Here is an 18,544-nt window from a genome sequence, read left to right on the forward strand (position 1 = left end):
TTTTTGAGCCGGGTCTTGTGGAGAAAAATAAAAAAGCCGGAGAAAAACCCCGGCTTTTCGCAACGATCTTTCAATCGCAGTTTTTGATTCTAACTTATCCCACTAAATAAAGAAGAGGGAAGAGGTAAATCCAGATCAAGTCGACCACGTGCCAGAAAAGCCCGACTCCTTCGACAGGAGTGTAGTATTCAGGACCGACTTGGTTTTTGATCACTTTCAAAAGTACCCAGAAGATAAGAAATGCACCTGCAAGAACGTGCAAACCGTGGATCCCGGACATTACGAAATAGAATCCGAAGAACAAAGGCCAATTTTTGGTTCTTTCTAAAAGGGTAAGATGTTCGTATTCAGTTTCGTCCAGATGAAGTTTGTGCTCTCTTTCTGCAACGCTAAGTTTGTTAGCTTCTGCAAGTAATGCACCTACTTTAGTTACCTTCTCACCGGAAGCGTTTAATTCTTCGGTGTAAGCGTATTTACCGGGAACTGTGCCTACGTGGAACTTGTGAGTGTACTCGAAAAATTTTACGACCATGAAGATCGCCGCACAAGCGATTGTCACCGCAAGAGCGATGATCGCCTTATTTTTCAGCCCTCTTTGCACATAGTTGATCCCGAGCGCCATAGTGAAGGAGCTGAATAGAAGAACTACTGTGTTCACCGCACCTAACACAACGGAAAGTTGCTTACTTCCCGCATGGAAAACCTGAGGATACAAAGAATGGTAGATGGAATATCCTACGAATAATCCACCGAACATTAGGATTTCCGTAACAAGGAATAACCAGATCCCTTGTTTAGAAGACTCGTATTGATGTTCTGCGCTGTCGAAATGATGTGCGTGATGAAAACCACCTGTGTGATTAGCGGTACTCATATGGCCCTCCGGTTAGTACTGGGGTCTTGTCAAAGTTTTCGTGTGGAGGAGGAGAAGGAATGGTCCATTCCAAAGTTTTTCCTCCGAAAGGATTGTTTCCTGCTTCTTTTCCTTTCATAAGTGCATGAAACACTCCGAAAAGTCCGACCAAGAATCCTGTTCCGATCAACCAAGATCCAAAAGTGGACATTTGGTTCAACTCGGTGAATGTAGGAAGATAATCGTAGTATCTACGAGGCATTCCCATATTTCCTAAAATGAATTGAGGGAAGAAGGTTACGTTAAATCCGGAGAAAATAAAGACCCAGGAAATTCTTCCGAGTAAGTCGCTATAAATTTTTCCGGTCACTTTAGGGAACCAGTAGATCAATGCTCCCATAAGAGCCATCAGAGTTCCACCAACCATCACATAGTGGAAGTGCGCTACCACGAAGTAAGTATCATGGAAGTGAACGTCCATACCGGTAGAAGCCAGATACACTCCGGTCAATCCACCGATGGTGAATAAGAACATGAACCCGATCGCGAACAACATCGGAGCATCCAAACGAATACTTCCTTTATACATGGTTGCGATCCAGTTGAACAATTTGATCGCTGTAGGAACTCCTACTAACATCGTGATGAAGGAGAATAGAACCCCGGCAAACTCGGATTGTCCGGAAACGAACATGTGGTGTCCCCAAACTAAGAAGGAAACCCCGGCGATCGCTAAGGAAGAGTAAGCGATTGCAGTATATCCGAAGATGATCTTACGTGAATAAGTCGCTACCAACTCGGAGATCACTCCCATCGCAGGAAGGATCATGATATAAACCGCAGGGTGAGAATAGAACCAGAAGAAGTGCTGGAATAGCACCGGATCTCCTCCCAACTGAGGATCAAAAATCCCTACTCCAAGAGTTTTCTCCGCAATCAGCAGAAGTAGAGTGATCGCAAGAACCGGAGTTGCCAATACTTGCAGGATCGCTGTAGAGTAAAGGGCCCAAACCATGAGAGGAATTCTGTTCATGGTCATTCCAGGCGCTCTCAGCTTATGAGTGGTTACAATGAAGTTCAGACCCGTAAGGATTGAAGAGAATCCGATAATAAATACTCCAAGAACCATCGGGATCACTCCCATTCCGGTTTTAATGGAAGAATAAGGAGTGTAGAATGTCCAACCGGTATCTACGTTTTCTAAGAAGAGAGTGGAACCGGTGATCGCAGCACCGATCATCAGCATATACCAGCTCATCAAGTTCAATCTTGGGAAAGCTACGTCTTTTGCTCCGATCATGATCGGAAGAACGAAGTTTCCGAAAATTGCAGGAATCCCTGGAACGATTACCATGAACACCATAATGGCTCCATGGTAGGTCATCATTCTATTGTAAACGTCTGCGGAAAAAAGGGTTTTTCCGGGTGTGAATAATTCTGCGCGAACTAATAGAGCGAAAACTCCTCCTAAAAAGAAGAAGCTCATGATCGCGATAAAATACATGATCCCGATACGCTTATGATCTAAGGTCGTAAGCCAGGACCAAATCCCCTTCTGGTGATTCAGGTAATTATGTTGCTCGTGGGCCATTGTCCGTAATCCTATTTAAGCGTCTTAATGAATTCGATGATGTCCTTGATCTCGTCCTCTTTGATCCTTCCTTGGAAAGAAGACATTGCAGGAGGAAATCCAGCGACGATTTTCGCAGTCGGAACAAGGATGGATTGTTTGATATAAGCATCGTCCGCAACAACGGAAGATCCGTCTGCGAAGTCTCTCTTATTACCGTAAAGACCTTTGAAAGTCGGTCCAACAATCCTGGATCCGTCGATCGAGTGACATCCGCTACATCCAAGGCTTCCTTTAAAAAGAGCTTCTCCTCTTTCCGCGGGTCCTTTGTTACTAGCGCCAGCCATTCCGGCGAGTTTTTCAGACTGCCAAAGAGCGAATTGCTCCCCATCTACCACACGGATCGTAGCCATCATGTTCGAGTGTTTTGTTCCGCAATACTCAGTACAGAAAACCGTGAAGTCACCTTTCTCGATCGGAGTAAAAGTGAAAGTGGTCCGTCTGCCGGGAACCGCATCCATTTTGTTTCGGAATGCAGGAACATAGAAGCTATGCAGAACGTCATCGGAAGTAAGAATAAAACGAATGGTCTTACCGACCGGAACCACTACGACCTCAGGTTTGAGAAGAGTAGAGTCCGGATCATTCTCCACTAACTTTTTGTCGCTGGGGCTATTGATCTCGATATCATTTGCGTATTTGAAAGTCCAAGCCCACTGACGAGCCGTCACGTGAACTTCAACATCACCTTTCTCTCCGACTCTGCGAAGATCATGAAATACACTCCATCCCCAAGCAAAGATGATCATCATGATCACGAAAGGTATGAATGACCAAAGGAACTCAGCAAGAGTATTGTGCGTGATATACGCACTTTTCTGATCTTCCGTTTTTCTTCTATACTTGAAAATGAATATTACCATTCCCCCAATGAGAATGATAAAAGAGATAAGGCCCGAAACAAGAAGGAAGATATAGAGGTTATCTACATCTCCCGATTCTTTAGTCGCTGGAACCGGCATGAAGCTTGTCGCCGTAATAAAAGAGAACCAGTTCATCGGATCGAAATCACTCCTTCCTTTTTTTATACTGTACTAGACGAGTTTTGTTTCTTCCAAAAGCGGAATAAGAACGCTGCAAGAACGAGGACGGTAAGAAAACCGCCGATTCGCATGATATTGAATGCGTATAATGTATACCTATTTTTGGATGGATCAAATTGGAAGCAAAAAAGGGCAACACTGTCAGTCAAATCGCCGATTTTACCGTTTCCTGCCTCTACGAGAGATAATCTCAGGGTCCTTTCATCCATTGGCATCCCTTTTAAATACCTGGAAATTTGTCCATCAGGGGTGATCACATAGGCTACGGAAACATGCACCCATTGATCATTATAAGGATTCCATTTGTACGTAAAACCCAGGCTGGAAGACAATGCCTTTATTTCTGGATCATTTCCGGTTAAAAAACTCCAGCCGGAACCGTCCCCTCTTCCATAATCTTTCACATATACTTCTTTTTTCGCTTTTGCCAGATCCGGTTTTTCTTTCGGATCAAAACTCACCGCTACGTAATTGAATTCTTTTCCAACTTCTAAATTTAATTCTTTGAGCGCGGTTGAGATCTCGTTTAAATAAAGACTGCAGAGTGTGGGACATCTATAATAAACTAAGGTAAGAAGAAGAGGTTTTCCTTCTTTCAAGTAATCGCCGATGCGGACTTGTTTTCCCTGTTCATCCACGAAAGATAGATTGGTATCGATATAATTCCCTAACTTTTCTTCCAGACCAACGCCTTCTAGTTCGGGTGGGACCGCATGAGCAGGCAACTCTCTCTCGGTATCGAAGGATAAAACGGATAGGAATGGTAATAAAAGTATTAAAGCCGCAGCTATTTTAGAAAAATGCTGCGGATGATTGGAGGAGAACAACGTTCTATCCCGGCTTCTTTCCTTACTTCGCTGCTGCCGAAGTGTTAGAAGGAACTACTTCGTTATAATCTTTAACACCTTTGTGGAACGCAGAAAGATAAACGAAATAAAGAATGTTTGCGGCCAATACGACCACGAATGTCCAAAAACCTGCCTTGTTGTAATGGTCTCCGTTTTGGCTCATGGAATGACTCCTAAAGTATCAGAAAAAAAACGTTTCACTTCTGTTAAAAGCGAAAGATACCAACCAGTTTTGGAGACCTGTCCTTTTTTTGAAAGCGTTTTTGCTTTTCAGACCTTTCAGACGTTTAGAACCGACATAAAAAGCTTCTATCCTTAGGTCGGGATAGCAGAACGCTCGTTCTTTAGAATCATCGAATGTACATTGCATGAGAATTAGTCTCAGATCAAAATGGAACCTTTCAATTTTCAAATATCAAATCTCTTGCCCCAAATCAGTCGCGCTCAAGTATGGTAAAGGAGAGCTCGGATTCTCCGAAAAAACAGAATGATCGCCTCTACTTATTCTCATTTTAGAAAGTTTTCTCTCTTTCTCGTCATTTATTCGGTTTTAATTTTTCTAAACTTGTTGTATGGTCCGCTTGTCCGAGCCACTGATTCCGGACTCGCATGCCCCGATTGGCCATTTTGTTTCGGTAAAATTTTTCCGGACTTCGATTTTAATATTTTTATGGAAGTCGGACATAGATATTATTCCGGATTTTTAGGAATTGTTCTTATCGCCGGCACGATCTGGACTGCAATCGTTCCCGAATTAAGGAAACCTTTCCTGGGCTATTTTATACTAGGGATCTTGTTGATTGCTTCTCAAGTAACCTTGGGCGGTTTGACTGTTCTTCTTTCCTTGGATCCTGCGACCGTAAATCTTCACTTATTGAATGCTATTCTGTTCTTACTTTGTATCGTTACAGCTACGTTCAAGGCTCGCAATCTTACAAAATTCCCAAATTCGAATGAATTTCTAACCAAAGAAAGTTTATTGCAAAAGGACCAGATCCCTCTATTGATCGGAGTTTTATTGATATTCTTCCAAATCATTTTGGGAGGAAGAGTAAGTTCCAACTACGCGGGTCTTGCTTGTTTGGAATTCCCGACCTGTAACGGAGAATGGATCCCTTCCGTTCCAGAACCTAAAATACAAATCCAAGTGCAACATCGATTGGGTGCATATCTAGTAGCATTTTACGTTCTTCTAATAAACCTTTATGGAATATTCAAGGGATTTTCGGAAGAGACCAAAAAATACGTGAAAACGGCGATCGTTCTTCTGATCATACAGATCGGCTTGGGAGTTGTAAACGTCTATATGAAACTCCCGAAATTAGTGACTGCTGCACATACCGGAGTGGCCATTCTTCTTTTCTTATCCGTTTATGCGGTTTGGGTCCAAAGAGCTTCCGAGCTTTCTAAGAGTAAGGTTTCTTAAATAGAATGAATAATTTTCTTTCAGACTGGAATCAGATGATCAAACCTAGGGTTACTTCCCTAGTGTTAGCAACAGCTGTGCCTGGTCTATATCTTGGCTCTTCTTCGGCTCCGAGCACCCTTCTGGTTTTTATGACCATGCTTGGGACCTTTTTGATGTCTTCCGCATCTTTTATCTTCAACCAGATCTTGGAAAAAGATAGGGACGCTAAAATGAAACGGACTGCAAATCGTCCGATCCCTGCAGGAAGGATCAGCGGCACTCAAGCTTGGATCGTGGGATTCGCGATGACTTTTGCTGCGTTCGGGATCTTGTATTATTTTGCAAATCTTCTGACTGCGATATGCGCATTTGCGGCGCTTCTCGCTTATGTTTTTCTTTATACCATATTATTAAAACCCAGAACACATCAGAATATCGTAATAGGGGGAGTGGCTGGTTGTGTAGGACCTCTAATCGGTTATGCAGCCGTTAGTAATTCTTTACCTTTGCCGGCTTGGATCTTATTTCTAATGATCTTTCTTTGGACACCTGCTCACTTCTGGGCTCTTGCCATCTTTTTAAAAGAAGATTATAGCGACGCAAATTTTCCAATGCTACCGGTTGTAAAAGGTGTGAAGGAGACCGGACGCTCTATTCTGTTTTACACCGTTCTGTATGTCGGCTCCGTGATCGCGTTCTATTGGGCGGAACCTTCCATGGGTTGGTTGTATATGGTCTCTTCCGTGGCGCTGAGTATATCTATACTTTATCTTTCCGTAAAATTGTTCCAGAATCCTGAGCCTAAATTCGCCAGAGGATTTTTCTTTTTCAGCATTCTGCATTTATTTTTAATCAATATCTTGATCCTAATCGATCATTCCATCCCTGCCTAAAATTAGAAGTTTTCCAAATCCGGTTCGGATATAATTTATTTAGGAGAAAATTTCCTTTACTTTAAACCCCCATTTTCGAGCAAAAAATTTCACTCCGTTTTTTAAACCTTTCAGAGTTGACAGTCGCTTAAGAGCGTATAGTTTTCTCTCCTCAGAGGTTTTTCCCATGATCAATCTTTCTTACTCGGTTCGTCCTTATGTCCTGAAACTTTTGGCTGTTTTAGGTTTAGTTTCACTTTCGGGCTCTCCGATTTTTTCTCAGAACAAACCGGGAGAATTCGACGCGGAATTGTATGCACAGTTAGTAAGACAAAGTAACGTGCAGTTTACAAATCTGATCAAGTCAAAGACTGTGCTTACGGATCATAAAGGATGGAAGAAGCCTATTGACAAAGCGTTCGGCAAACTTTCCAAAAATTCCGGCAACCCTCCTTTTCCTTTAGTTTACAAAATCGTAAAGGAAGGAAGTTTCAATGCATTTGCCATGGCGGGCGGGCAATTTTGTATTCATTCAGGTGCATTAGATTCACTCGATGAGATCATCAAACAAAAAGAAGCGGATGCAGCTCAAAAGTTGGACTTCCATCGAGAAAGATATATAGCAGGAGTATTGTCCCACGAGTTAGCTCACTTCTATAACAGACATGTTTTTAACAGTGTAAAAAAGTTTTATGCACTCAAGGATGAACCGTCCGGAAAAGCATTCTTAGAAAATAGCAAATTTTCACAAGAGCAAGAGTTGGATGCGGACCAAACGGGCTTGTTTCTACTGGATAAGGCAGGTTACGGCGGAGACTTTATGCTGATCACTCTGCAAACTTTGAACGAAGTGGAACAATCTTATAAAGAAGCATTAGCAGCTTCTAAAGCGGATAAAACCAGACCTGAATTGATCGGCTCTCATTATTTCTCCAGCCACCCTTCTCCGAATGAGAGATTGTCCAGACTCAAAACGGATAAACAAGAACTGTACAGCTTCTTGGCTAAGATGGAAAAAACTTTCGATGATATTCAACTGGGAAGAAATTTAGACGATGCCAGATCGAATTTAGAAGACGGACTTAAAAAGTTTCCGGAAAATACTTATTTAAGTAAAGCACTCGCAGTTTGTATGCATAAGATCTGGATGGCAACCGCTTCCAATGAAGAATTAAAATTAAAACCGGTTTTGGACATGCCGTCTTTCAGAGATAATATGGTGTTTCCTCCGGATAAGAGTAAACGTGCAGTTATGAGGATCATTCCGGGAAACGAGGCCGCTTATAATCGTGCCCTCAAAGCATACAGAGAAGTGATCGTAAAAACGGACGATCCGTACTTCCTCTCCAACTATGCAGTATTACTTTCGTATTCTGCCGACGAAAAAGATCTAGACGTAGCTGTTAGCATTGCCAACAAAGCATTCCAAGCCGAAGGAACCGTTTCCTTAGCAAATAACTTGGGTGTCGTTCTATTCTGGACGGACAAAAAGGAAGAAGCTAAAGAACTTTTTAATCGTCTCGCCTTGTCCATCGATCAAAAGATCAGAACTCTTGCTTCTCAGAGCGGAAACAATCCTCAGATCGCTCAGTATTTAAGAACGATCGGGCAATCCACCGCTCAGAAACAACAAGTAGATCCGGATTATATCTATGAGAACTTTACTCCAATCTTGAATATCGCATTGGTAGAATCTTATTCGGCTGTGGATCCCAAATCCAAAGGACTTGCAAATTATTATCTTACCAATTACGATTCCACTTCCGGTTGGGCAAAAGTATTAGCAAAGATCCATTCCATCGAACTGACCGCTCCTACTCCTGCAAACGAAGTGAATGCGTTTAAAGTGGGTGGCGTCGGCCCTGGAGACAAGTTAGAAGATCTTCTAAAAAACTGGGGAAAACCTACACGTATCAAAACGGATAAAAAAAGCGGTTTGGAATATTTCGAATACGATAACAAAGAGACCGCTTTTATTTTAGATATGGGAACGGTAGTGCAAGTGAATGTAGTCGGAGATGCTAGCCCCGGTTTAGGACAAGGAATCACGGTAGGCGCTTCTAAACCTGCTGCGGAAAAACTTTTGGGTTCTAAATTCAGAAAACAAGGCGAATATCACGACTACTACGAAAAAGGAAAAGCTTTCGTGAAGTATAATAAACGGGGAAAGATTGACCTTTTAGTGGTTCAGTGAAGTTGATTTAGATTTTTTAAAATCAGCCTCGAAAGGTTTTCGAGGCTTGGCTTTACTATATCATAAATTCTTAATTTTAAATATTAAGAATTTATGATTATTGAGCCAGCAGAACGCTCTGACTCGGATAAATAATTTTTATATTCAGCTCTAGATTCTTCCATATCTTTATATATCAAAGAAGCTAACGAGGATAATTCCTCCAGTTCAATATCCTTAATCTTTCCGGCATTTTTGGCTTCTTCGATAACGCTAGTAAAAAGCATATCCATTGGATCAGTGTTTCCAGGCATTCCAAGCTCCTTTAAGATTATTCCGATACATTACGGAAGGAGGGAAACTCTCTTCAAGCCTTTGAGGTTTTGAAGGGTCGTCAAGTAAAAATAATGAATTCGTATATTGTATTGCTAGAACGGATCTCAATGATTCATCTCCTGTAGCATCCATAAGAATTCGGCCTACTACCGAATCAGAATTTGATATATAATGTTCCTTAAGGCCAATTTCAGCAAGCCAAATGAACTTCGGTAAAGCTAATTCTAAAAACACTTTTCCTAACTTTCCGAATTTATCCTTTAAAGGAAACCAAAAGCCCTTCCATGATTTTGAGGACGTCAGCAATAATCGAAAAGTAAATGGGCCTTGCTCTTTTATTGGCTCAAGACCAAATCGTCTATCCCTTAAAACTGCCTTTGCAAGAGTCCTTGCCCGAATCGCATCCAAATGAATTTTCGGATACAAAGGAACTACAGTATTTACTACATGCGCTCCTTGAAACTGACTATTACTTTGATAATATTCGAACGGATTTTCAATCATTGCAAACTGGTAAGGAGTATGATTATCGTCTTGGAAAATATATTTTCCGGGAATGCTTGCTGTGTCGATTATATCCACTTCTTGGCCATTATATAAATTTAATTTTTCGGAGTTTGCATGATTAATTGAATCGACTGATCTAACTTCATGGCCAATTAAAACAACTGCATGAGATATATTTTCATTATTTACAGTTAATATTTGCGGTATGCCGGATTCTGCGTAAGTATATATGGTTTCATAAAAGACTTTCTTTTGATTTTCAGAACTTCCAATACTATAAATCATACTGCCAAAGCCGAATTCTTTCAGTGCACGAGAAATCTGTAATGAGGTAAGACCTTCAGAAGGGAGACTTCTTCTAGGATACGTAGATTCAAGGGCCTTCCGAATTTTAGAAGGCAAGACTGGAATATAATCTCTATATCTTTGAGAAAAATATTCCATTACCGACCAAATACAAGTTTCTGCACAAGTATGAGTATGAGAATCTTGTGAAGAATAAGGAAAACCTACGCTTGAAATAATTTTTCCTCTCACTTGGACTTTCACTTCGGATAAGCATATCTCTGCATTTTCTCTCCGTTTCATAAGCTCCGGAGATATATGGCTTCTCCCCAATAAACGATGTGGAGTTGGTCGCAATACAACAAAGCCAAAATATGATTTAGAACCGTCAGCTGGATCTGAGACTGAAGAAGAATTAAAGAAATGAATCCTAATGCAATCTCTTTCATATCTTCTATGTTTTGCGGAATAATATGTATAATAGCTATCTCTATAAAGGGGGTCTACATAAGGATATTCAAAGACAACAATCGCTTCATCTTTAATTTCCAGCCAAAGCTGTTCCAAACGCTCAAACCCTTGTTTTACATTCAAATCGCCAACCGAAAAACCAGGGTAATCTGTTATAATAGTCTTGAATTGTGCTTTCCAGTCATTTAAAGAAAAAGATTTCAGCTTTATCATAGAGATATTAAAAGGACGAATAACGTTCTAATAAAATATCGCCCGTAATTGAAAAATTTAAAGCTATTTTTTACGATTAGATCGGAATTCTTATTCAGTTTTTCTAATAAACCACCTTATTCCAATTCCCACAATTGAAACCAAAATTGCCGGGACCCAAATATACAAAAGTTCCGATTGGATCACAACCCATCCTCTTGCAGTAAAAAAATTCCTAGGGCCGATTGGAGAAACTCTTATCGGCCTGAACTCGAAGAAAGTTCTTTCAGAACTCCAAGGTATCAAAAATCCGACTCCTAAACCGCCTGTGGTCATTGCATCCAACACTCCATGAGAGACCGTAGATACAAAAAGAAATGAAAAGAGAGTAAGCCAGCTTACTTTCAGTTTGATCTTGAAGAATGCCACAATGCAGGACATTACCAGCGCGAATAAAATAGAATGAGTAAATCCTCTGTGGCCCCAATCGCTTTCATACGGGATCCCGAATTTAAAAGCGACTACGTCAAAATCTGGAAGAACAGAGAAAAATATTCCAAAAATCGCAAGTAAGACCGGGATTCTTTTTTTTCCGAAAAAGAAGAAAAGGGAAATTGGAACCGCTGGGTGGGAAAAGATTGTAGCCATTATTAATCTATTTCAAGTCCTACAACGGACCAAACTCCCGTCTTTACGGAAAAAGATCCTCATCTCCATTCCCTTCTCAGGAGCCTGGGCATGATAATCCAATTTGCATTCCGATTCGGAAGGTGAGAAAGGATTTCGGGGAAGTTTTTCCTTAGGACACCAAAATCTTTCCTTTTCGGAACTATATAATTTCCAATCGGAAGGATAAAGAGGGTGGATGCCTGCGTCTAAGAACAGGTTCCTGGAGAGTTCCTGAGGCTGGTAAGGACTTCCTCCTCCGTGAACTCCTACAAACATATCCATTCTATCGTCTCGGATGTACAGAGGTGATCCCGTATCATTCAAGCAGAAATAACCGTCGTGGCTTTTACCATTCTGCATTTTGATCCTCTTTTCTTTGATCCTGGGAATAAACGCCAACGCGCCGATGACCTTTGACTTATTGCAGGAAAAAATTTTAGACCCGATTTTCTCGCAAAGATCCTTAAAACTTACTGCCAAGGTTCTGTAAGGAAACACCTGATAATTGTATCCTGCTCCCCAACCCCATTCCAGATCGTAGAGCTCGTATTTTCCCTCTCCTGCGAAATGGTACTTCTTTCCATCCTTTGCGATCCCACTTCCTTCCCAGCGCACTTGTTCTAAGAATGTAGCGGACGCTCTGCCGATCTCTTTTCCGGAAGGAGAATAAGCCGCTACCTCCGTTCCAGGAAAAGCTTCTTCCAATGCCAAATGATAATAGGTAGGATAATAGGTTCCTAAACTTGTAGGTTGGAATTCAGACAAACGTTCCAGGTCTTCTTGGGAGAGAAACCTTTCTAAAGGTTTAGGAGAATGATCCAAAGTGGTCTGCATGGGCCGAAATGTATGTTGGTAAGCAAGGGGTTTCAAATTTGCCCTTGGATAGATACAGGAATCCTTAGAGCGACGTATCTTTGATTGTTCGGACTTTATGAATGGATCTTCTAAAATAACGGCTTCTCCGTGAAATACACGGATACTTTGCTCCTTTTCAGGAAACTTACATTCACAACCTTCCGAAGAGTTAACGCAGAGTACTTTTGCGTAAACCGGAGGAGAGTTTTGGCTGAATAGGGAACTAGAAAATAGGAATAAAAGTAGAAGGCGGAGTAATATCCCGCTCCCAATAGGGAGCGGGACCAGTTTTCTCAGAAAAAAGAGCAATTAGATATTGCTCCCTCCTTCGCCGGAACCGCCGGTTGGGAACAGGCTTGGTGCAGGCGTAGGTTCTGGGGTCGCAACTGGAGCAGCAGGACGAGGCGCCGGTTTCGGAGCAGTTTTTTTCTTAACTACTTTCTTTTTAGGCGCAGTCTTCTTCTTAACTGCTTTTTTCTTAGTGGCTTTAACGACCTTTTTTTTCGCTACTTTCTTCTTTGCCGCTTTCTTCTTCGGTGCGGCTTTTTTCTTTGCTTTCTTCTTAGCTACCATGGTAGATACTCCTTGTATCTGGGGAATCTTTCCGTTATTCCTAGAGTAAATTTCCACTCGTAAGACTTAGAGCCAAAAGAGTAAAACCTTTTTTCATTTTCTTTCGTTAAAGCAATCTAAAACGATTCATAATGTTTCGTTTCTATCTCTAAGTTGCGCTGAATGAGTATCCTAGATCGGTAAATCTCTCTTCAGGAGAACGTAGTCGATGGCTGATTAAGAAGGTTTTGACTAAACCTTTTCCTTTCACATTGATCTCTCCCCTTTCCGTTAAAGCAAAATCGGATCGAATGAGTTCTGCAGTGGACTCTGTAACCTGAATTTCTCCCGGAACACCGTGAGATTCCATACGACTGGCAAGATTTACTGCGTCTCCCCAGATATCGTAGATGAATTTTTTCGTACCGATGACACCTGCAACTACTGGACCCGTATTAATCCCAATCCTCATACGCAGTTTCGTACCCATTTTTTTGAGTTTGAATTTGGAAAGAAGCTCCTTCATATCCCAAGCCATATGAGCGACAAGCAAAGGATGCGCCTCATTCGGTAGAGGAAGGCCCCCTACCGCCATATACGCGTCTCCAATCGTCTTAATTTTCTCCAAACCGTACTTTTCTGCCAGAATATCGAAGTGAGAGAACACTTCGTTTAAGAGTCGTACTACGGACTCGGGCCTCATCACTGCGGAAAGTTTAGTGAAACCCACGATATCCGCAAAAAGAATAGAAACTTTCGGATAACTGTCCGCGATAAGCCCGGCATTCGCCTTCAGCTCTTGTGCGATGGAGTGAGGAAGGACATTCAGAAGTAATTTTTCCGCCTTATCCTGCTCGATACGCACCTTTTCATACGCGTCCGCAATTTCCGCCCTTGCTTTTTCATTGTCGGCAAGTGTAGAACGTACTGTTCCCAAAACTAAATTATAACGTTCAGCGATCTGACCTACTTCCGTAAACGGTTCCACAGGAACATCCACTGCCAAGTCCCCGGTCTTTCTCTGGTAATCCATGGCTAAGAATAGATCGATCAGCTCCGTAGTAGCCTTATGCTCCGAAATGTTTAGCCCCATTCTTTCTTCGTCCCCATCTACCCGGAGAGGGAAAAATTTATTAATCAGGTAAAAGATCAGCAAAGAAAGTCCGAATGCAAATCCACCCACGGAAAGTATACCCAATACTTGGGTAAGAAGAAGGGAAGTTCTTGTGACATTATGACCGATCAGGTTCAGATCCGCAAAAATTCCCACAGCAATCGTTCCCCAAATCCCTCCGATCAAGTGGACGGGGATAGCTCCCACCGCATCGTCTATCTTCAGTTTATCTAAAAGTTTTTCTGCAGGAAGAACTAAGGAACCCGCTATGCTACCGATGATCGCAGATTGAATCGGAGTAAAACAATCCGCTCCCGCAGTGACGGCGACTAAACCGGCCAAAGAACCGTTCAATGGGGCAGTCGCTTCCGGAAATCCTTTAATCAACCAAGCAGATAACATCGCTACCATAAGGGAGAATCCGGAAGAGATGATAGTGTTCAGTATAATGCCCGGAACTTTTTCATTAAAAGCTAAAGTACTCCCTCCATTAAATCCCATCCACCCGAACCAAAGGAGAATTCCACCTAACATCGCCATTGGGAGATTACTTCCGGTGACTGCTTTGGGTTCCTCATTCTCCGGAAATCTTCCTATTCTAGCACCCACTACAAGCAGAAGAGAAAGTGACACCCAACCACCCACGCTATGGACGAGAGTGGAACCTGCGAAGTCATGAAATCCTCTAGCAGCCAGCCAACCAAGACTTTCATCCGTCATACTTCCTCCCCAACACCAATGACCGGCGATCGGATAGATCAAACCCGAGATCAGAGCTGTGGCGAATAAATAAGAATGGAATTTTAATCTTTCTGCAACTGCTCCTGAAACGATCGTCGCAGAAGTTCCGCAGAACACTAGCTGGAATAAGAAAAAAGTCGGAGGCCAAGCCTTACCTTCCGGAAACACAGGAGCAAATAAAGAAGTTCCTATGAGACCGTTCCATGTGACTCCGAACATAAGCCCGAATCCGAACGTATAAAAAAGGAGAGTGGCTACTCCGAAGTCCGCAATATTTTTAATGGCGACATTAATTGAGTTTTTGGCTCTAGTAAGTCCGGATTCTAATACAAGGAAACCGCCTTGCATAATGAGTACCAGTCCTGAACATACCAAGACCCAAAGTATATCTAGTAAGCTCTTTTCTAAGATCATAGAAAAGGTTCCCCCGAATGATTCCTGCTACAATTGTTTCGCTTATTAATCTAAATTATCGGAATCATTTTAATCTAATCTAACAAGACGCAAGCGGGAAAACTCATAATAATGTAACAAAGAGGATGATAAATACCCCAAAAATCCTCCCCCACTGAAATGAGTTTTAATCGTAAAAGGCATTACGGGCCCTTCTCCAAACCCCGAAACTTCTTAAAATTCGAGAGAAAATTCGTTTTTTTCGAAGAACAGTGTTTATTTCGAACGTAACGACCGTTCTACAAAGTCTTATAGATAACGGCTAAAGCAGGGGCTTCGAAGGAGAAAAAAGCCTTTCCCTCTAAAAAGCCTGTTTTAAACAAGGATTAACTCTACAAAAACCGAGATGTTGGTATAATTCCATGAGGGAAATCAAAACCGTAACCGTTCTTGGCGCAAATGGGACAATGGGCGCCGGATCCGCAGCTATCGTGGCAGCTTTTGGTAAGGCAAAAGTCTATATGTTAGCCCGTGACGTTAACAAAGCTAAAGAAGGGATCGAAAAAGCTATTTCTTCCATCAAAACGGACACAATCCGTCCTAGATTAATTCCCGGTTCTTATGACCAAGACCTGGAAAAAGCTGTCTCCGAATCCGATTGGGTTTTCGAGCTTGTTGCAGAAAGTTATGAAGTAAAAGAACCGATCAACAAAAGGATCGCTAAGGCTCGTAAACCGGGCACGATCGTATCCACTGTGTCTTCCGGTCTTTCTATCGCTCGTTTAGCGGATGCTTTCGACGAAGACGGTAAAAAACATTATTACGGAACTCACTTCTTCAACCCTCCGTATAAAATGATCCTCTGCGAATTGGTAACTCATGCAGGAAACGATAAAAAAGTTACCAAAAAACTGGGAGAATACCTGGATAAAACTCTGGGACGCGCCGTCGTTTATACGAATGATACTCCGGCATTCGCAGGTAACAGGATCGGATTCCAGTTAATCAACGAAGCTGCTATCAAAGCGGAAGAATATTCCGACAAAGGTGGTATTGCACTTATCGACGCGATCATGAGCGGTTATACCGGAAGAGCAATGGCTCCTCTGGACACTGCGGACTTCGTCGGTCTGGATGTTCACAAGGCGATCGTAGACAACCTCTATGAGATGACTAAAGACGCTGCACATTCTACCTTCAAACTTCCCGATTATTTCCAGAAGTTGATCGATAAAGGCGACTTAGGAAGAAAGTCCGGACAAGGTCTTTATAAAATGACTAAAACTCCTGACGGTAAAAAGGAAAAATTATATTACGATATCAAAGGTGACCTGTATGTTCCGGTGCCTAAATTCGATATTCCTTTTATCAAAGAAGCGAACCGCAGGATCGGCGAAGCTGATTATATCGGCGCAATGAATATCGTAAAAGAAGCGAAAGGTTTGGAAGCGGACATTGCTCGTTACTTTATAGCTCGTTACGTAAGCTACTCTCTTTCTATCGTGGGAGAAGTTGTAGAAACCAAAGAAATGAGCGACCTTGCAATGGGAACCGGATTTAACTGGGCTCCAGCATCCGCATTCGTAGACTTCTTAGGCGGACCAAAAGAAGCAATCAGTCTAATCACTAAGGCTAAACTTCCTGTTCCGGATGTATTGGCAAAAGCGAAAGCGGGAAAACCTTTCTATCAACTGAAAGACGTTTTAGACGCTCGTTCTCTTTTTAAAGGATAATAAGGGAGGAAAGATTACATGAAAGATGCAGTTTACGTACTCGGCGGAGAACAAACAGACTTCCAACGTAACTGGACTAAAGAAGGAAAAACCTTCATGTCCTTGTTCAGGGAAGCCGTTCAAGACGGACTAGAAAAAGTTGGTCTTACTCCCGACGAAATCAAAAAGTTAAACAAACAAAATCGTATCGGTGTTTTCGTAGGAAACTTCGACGCGGAACAATATGCAGTCCAAGGACATCTGGGCGCTTTTTTAACTGAAGTTGATCCTTGTTTCTTCGGAGTTCCAGGCGCTCGTTACGAAGCAGCTTGTGCTTCCGGATCCGTCGCTTTAGATGCGGCTCAAACCAAACTTCGCTCCAAAGATTATGATGTAGCGATTGTTGTAGGTATGGAGATCATGAAGACTGTTTCTTCTTCCGTAGGGGGAGACTTCTTAGGAACCGCAGCATATTACGAAAAAGAAGCGAAGGGAGTCCAATTCCCATTCCCTAAACTTTTCGGAAAACTCGCAGACGTCCTTTTAGAGCGTTATAAGTTGGATGAAAAACGTTATATGGGCGCTCTTGCGGAAATTTCCAGAATTAATTACGCAAACGCAAAACGTAACCCTAAAGCTCAAACCCGTTCTTGGTTCATGAACAATGAACACGCAAACGCAAGAGGTGGAGAATTCAATATGGCAGTGGGTGGACGTCTTGCAATCACCGACTGTTCTCAAGTAACTGACGGCGCTGCGTTAGTGGTTCTTGCTAACAAAAATTATGCGGAAGAATTCGCTAAGAAAAAGGGAACTAAACTTTCTGCTTATCCTAAGATCAAAGGATGGGGACATAGAGTAGCTCCCATCACTTTCGAAGCGAAAGTTGCCGAATCCAAAGGAGATAAATGGGTTCTTCCTTGGACTCGCCAAACCGTGAAAGACGCATTCGATCGTTCCGGTCTGAACACTAAAGACATCGACGTTTTCGAAACTCATGACTGTTTCACTTCTTCCGAGTATGCAGCGATCTCCGCATTCGGGATCACTCAACCAGGAAAGGAACATGAAGCGATCGAAGACGGAGTGATCGACTTCCATGGTAAAAAACCGATCAACCCATCCGGTGGACTTATCGGAGCGGGACACCCTGTTGGTGCTTCCGGTGTGAGAATGATGTTAGACATCTACAAACAAGTTACCGGAACCGCAGGTGATTACCAAGTAGAAGGCGCGAAAAACGGACTGATGCTCAATATCGGCGGATCAGCAACCACCAATTACGTGTTCGTAGTCGGAAAATAAATTCTTTCTACAAAAAAAGAATGGAAAAGCCCGGTATTCCCGGGCTTTTCGTTTATATGGGTTTACGCACGGCAAAAGATTGGAATCAATTTTTACTCAGGTTCTTCGTAGCTCTAGGCTTCTGGGAAGTAGCTTCCGTTTCTCTTCGAACTCTTTTATTCTCCACTTTCTATTTTGATCCGAATCTAAAAAACTTCTTCGTTCCTATGTCGCAGGTCTTTTGGATCGGACCCATCGTAGCAGACATATTAGAAGTATTCTTCATTGGAATATTAATATCTCTCGTTAGACCGGCATTACCGTACGGGCTTATTGGCGGACTTCTTGCAGGGATCATTTTTTCCATTGCCGCTTTTGCCGCCCCTGCTCTAGCAATCTCTCAATTCACCGGCGCTTTTCCGGTAAAACTGGTTTGGCTTTGGGTATTCTATCAATCCGTTCTAAGCATATTATCTTGTTTCGTTTTTACGTTCTCAAGCGAAGAAGATTGACTGCACCCGGTTTCATTCCGAATTTTTAGAACTTCATTCCAAATCCAAAAACCTTGGGAGTAAATCCTAACCTGCCAGGGTCCAATCTTCAAAG

The 18,544-nt window shown here is 42.2% G+C and carries 17 protein-coding genes; 6 read left to right on the forward strand and 11 right to left on the reverse strand.

Features of this window, described 5'->3' with window-relative positions:
• Positions 1–94 precede the first annotated feature (94 nt).
• Genes AB3N61_RS16095 through AB3N61_RS16115 form a run of 5 tightly spaced genes read right to left on the reverse strand, consistent with a single transcriptional unit; the run spans position 95 to position 4,537 of the window.
• Entirely contained in the window at positions 95–874 is a 780-nt protein-coding gene (locus tag AB3N61_RS16095; protein WP_020769383.1) for a cytochrome c oxidase subunit 3 family protein, read from the reverse strand.
• Entirely contained in the window at positions 861–2,444 is a 1,584-nt protein-coding gene (gene ctaD, locus AB3N61_RS16100) for a cytochrome c oxidase subunit I (RefSeq protein ID WP_020769330.1), read from the reverse strand. Before ctaD ends, AB3N61_RS16095 begins: the two co-directional genes overlap by 14 nt.
• A gap of 11 nt (positions 2,445–2,455) precedes the next feature.
• Positions 2,456–3,481 carry a cytochrome c oxidase subunit II gene (gene coxB / locus AB3N61_RS16105; RefSeq protein ID WP_367898082.1) on the reverse strand — a complete coding sequence of 342 codons (1,026 nt, stop codon included), beginning with the start codon at positions 3,479–3,481 and terminating at the stop codon, positions 2,456–2,458.
• Between the two features lie 26 nt (positions 3,482–3,507).
• A complete protein-coding gene (locus AB3N61_RS16110) occupies positions 3,508–4,317 on the reverse strand; it encodes an SCO family protein (protein WP_367899108.1) in 810 nt (269 codons plus the stop codon).
• Positions 4,318–4,375: 58 nt separating this feature from the next.
• Positions 4,376–4,537: a hypothetical protein gene (locus AB3N61_RS16115; protein ID WP_020769045.1), complete on the reverse strand. Its 162-nt coding sequence runs from the start codon at positions 4,535–4,537 to the stop codon at positions 4,376–4,378.
• A 324-nt stretch (positions 4,538–4,861) separates the two neighbouring features.
• Here AB3N61_RS16115 and AB3N61_RS16120 point away from each other — a divergent pair, with 324 nt between their 5' ends.
• From AB3N61_RS16120 to AB3N61_RS16130, 3 genes are all read left to right on the forward strand, one after another.
• Positions 4,862–5,800: a COX15/CtaA family protein gene (locus tag AB3N61_RS16120; protein ID WP_367898083.1), complete on the forward strand. Its 939-nt coding sequence runs from the start codon at positions 4,862–4,864 to the stop codon at positions 5,798–5,800.
• Positions 5,801–5,805: 5 nt separating this feature from the next.
• Complete coding sequence (gene cyoE, locus AB3N61_RS16125) at positions 5,806–6,675, forward strand: heme o synthase (RefSeq protein WP_020769244.1); 870 nt, start codon at positions 5,806–5,808, stop codon at positions 6,673–6,675.
• Positions 6,676–6,841: 166 nt separating this feature from the next.
• Positions 6,842–8,848 carry a M48 family metallopeptidase gene (locus AB3N61_RS16130; RefSeq protein ID WP_020769415.1) on the forward strand — a complete coding sequence of 669 codons (2,007 nt, stop codon included), beginning with the start codon at positions 6,842–6,844 and terminating at the stop codon, positions 8,846–8,848.
• A gap of 83 nt (positions 8,849–8,931) precedes the next feature.
• Here AB3N61_RS16130 and AB3N61_RS16135 read toward each other — a convergent pair whose 3' ends face one another.
• The 6 genes from AB3N61_RS16135 to amt all read right to left on the reverse strand — a co-directional run bounded on the left by AB3N61_RS16135 (position 8,932) and on the right by amt (position 14,963).
• Positions 8,932–9,141, reverse strand: a complete 210-nt coding sequence (locus tag AB3N61_RS16135; RefSeq protein ID WP_036089242.1) for a hypothetical protein — start codon at positions 9,139–9,141, stop codon at positions 8,932–8,934.
• Positions 9,125–10,639 (reverse strand): hypothetical protein, encoded by a 1,515-nt coding sequence (locus tag AB3N61_RS16140; protein WP_367898084.1) that lies wholly within the window; start codon positions 10,637–10,639, stop codon positions 9,125–9,127. The genes AB3N61_RS16135 and AB3N61_RS16140 overlap by 17 nt, the downstream gene beginning before the upstream one ends.
• Before the next feature lie 90 nt (positions 10,640–10,729).
• A complete protein-coding gene (locus tag AB3N61_RS16145; RefSeq protein WP_367898085.1) occupies positions 10,730–11,266 on the reverse strand; it encodes a metal-dependent hydrolase in 537 nt (178 codons plus the stop codon).
• Positions 11,267–11,278: 12 nt separating this feature from the next.
• On the reverse strand, positions 11,279–12,451 hold the full coding sequence (locus tag AB3N61_RS16150) for a hypothetical protein (protein ID WP_367898086.1): 1,173 nt from the start codon (positions 12,449–12,451) through the stop codon (positions 11,279–11,281).
• Positions 12,452–12,715 (reverse strand): hypothetical protein, encoded by a 264-nt coding sequence (locus AB3N61_RS16155; protein ID WP_020769024.1) that lies wholly within the window; start codon positions 12,713–12,715, stop codon positions 12,452–12,454. It abuts the gene before it with no gap.
• 148 nt (positions 12,716–12,863) lie between these two features.
• Complete coding sequence (gene amt / locus AB3N61_RS16160; protein WP_036089243.1) at positions 12,864–14,963, reverse strand: ammonium transporter; 2,100 nt, start codon at positions 14,961–14,963, stop codon at positions 12,864–12,866.
• A gap of 401 nt (positions 14,964–15,364) precedes the next feature.
• Here amt and AB3N61_RS16165 point away from each other — a divergent pair, with 401 nt between their 5' ends.
• From AB3N61_RS16165 to AB3N61_RS16175, 3 genes are read left to right on the forward strand one after another with little or no spacing between them, the layout of a single operon-like run.
• Complete coding sequence (locus tag AB3N61_RS16165) at positions 15,365–16,675, forward strand: 3-hydroxyacyl-CoA dehydrogenase family protein (RefSeq protein ID WP_367898087.1); 1,311 nt, start codon at positions 15,365–15,367, stop codon at positions 16,673–16,675.
• A gap of 18 nt (positions 16,676–16,693) precedes the next feature.
• The gene (locus AB3N61_RS16170) at positions 16,694–17,959 is read left to right on the forward strand and encodes an acetyl-CoA acetyltransferase (RefSeq protein ID WP_020769382.1); all 1,266 of its coding nucleotides are present in this window, start codon (positions 16,694–16,696) and stop codon (positions 17,957–17,959) included.
• Between the two features lie 56 nt (positions 17,960–18,015).
• Positions 18,016–18,450, forward strand: coding sequence for a hypothetical protein (locus tag AB3N61_RS16175; protein ID WP_036089320.1), 435 nt, complete (start codon positions 18,016–18,018; stop codon positions 18,448–18,450).
• The last annotated feature ends 94 nt before the right edge of the window (positions 18,451–18,544 follow it).

Source organism: Leptospira sp. WS58.C1 (genome assembly GCF_040833995.1).
Classification (GTDB): Bacteria; Spirochaetota; Leptospiria; order Leptospirales; family Leptospiraceae; genus Leptospira_B; species Leptospira_B cinconiae.

Excerpts from the sequence above, each read along its gene's own strand:
- AB3N61_RS16130 (WP_020769415.1), top strand. The coding sequence starts at position 6,842 with ATGATCAATCTTTCTTACTCGGTTCGTCCTTATGTCCTGAAACTTTTG.
- ctaD (WP_020769330.1), bottom strand. The coding sequence starts at position 2,444 with ATGGCCCACGAGCAACATAATTACCTGAATCACCAGAAGGGGATTTGG.
- AB3N61_RS16145 (WP_367898085.1), bottom strand. The coding sequence starts at position 11,266 with ATGGCTACAATCTTTTCCCACCCAGCGGTTCCAATTTCCCTTTTCTTC.
- AB3N61_RS16115 (WP_020769045.1), bottom strand. The coding sequence starts at position 4,537 with ATGAGCCAAAACGGAGACCATTACAACAAGGCAGGTTTTTGGACATTC.
- coxB (WP_367898082.1), bottom strand. The coding sequence starts at position 3,481 with ATGAACTGGTTCTCTTTTATTACGGCGACAAGCTTCATGCCGGTTCCA.
- AB3N61_RS16170 (WP_020769382.1), top strand. The coding sequence starts at position 16,694 with ATGAAAGATGCAGTTTACGTACTCGGCGGAGAACAAACAGACTTCCAA.
- AB3N61_RS16165 (WP_367898087.1), top strand. The coding sequence starts at position 15,365 with ATGAGGGAAATCAAAACCGTAACCGTTCTTGGCGCAAATGGGACAATG.
- AB3N61_RS16095 (WP_020769383.1), bottom strand. The coding sequence starts at position 874 with ATGAGTACCGCTAATCACACAGGTGGTTTTCATCACGCACATCATTTC.
- AB3N61_RS16140 (WP_367898084.1), bottom strand. The coding sequence starts at position 10,639 with ATGATAAAGCTGAAATCTTTTTCTTTAAATGACTGGAAAGCACAATTC.
- amt (WP_036089243.1), bottom strand. The coding sequence starts at position 14,963 with ATGATCTTAGAAAAGAGCTTACTAGATATACTTTGGGTCTTGGTATGT.
- AB3N61_RS16175 (WP_036089320.1), top strand. The coding sequence starts at position 18,016 with ATGGGTTTACGCACGGCAAAAGATTGGAATCAATTTTTACTCAGGTTC.
- AB3N61_RS16120 (WP_367898083.1), top strand. The coding sequence starts at position 4,862 with ATGATCGCCTCTACTTATTCTCATTTTAGAAAGTTTTCTCTCTTTCTC.
- cyoE (WP_020769244.1), top strand. The coding sequence starts at position 5,806 with ATGAATAATTTTCTTTCAGACTGGAATCAGATGATCAAACCTAGGGTT.
- AB3N61_RS16135 (WP_036089242.1), bottom strand. The coding sequence starts at position 9,141 with ATGCCTGGAAACACTGATCCAATGGATATGCTTTTTACTAGCGTTATC.
- AB3N61_RS16155 (WP_020769024.1), bottom strand. The coding sequence starts at position 12,715 with ATGGTAGCTAAGAAGAAAGCAAAGAAAAAAGCCGCACCGAAGAAGAAA.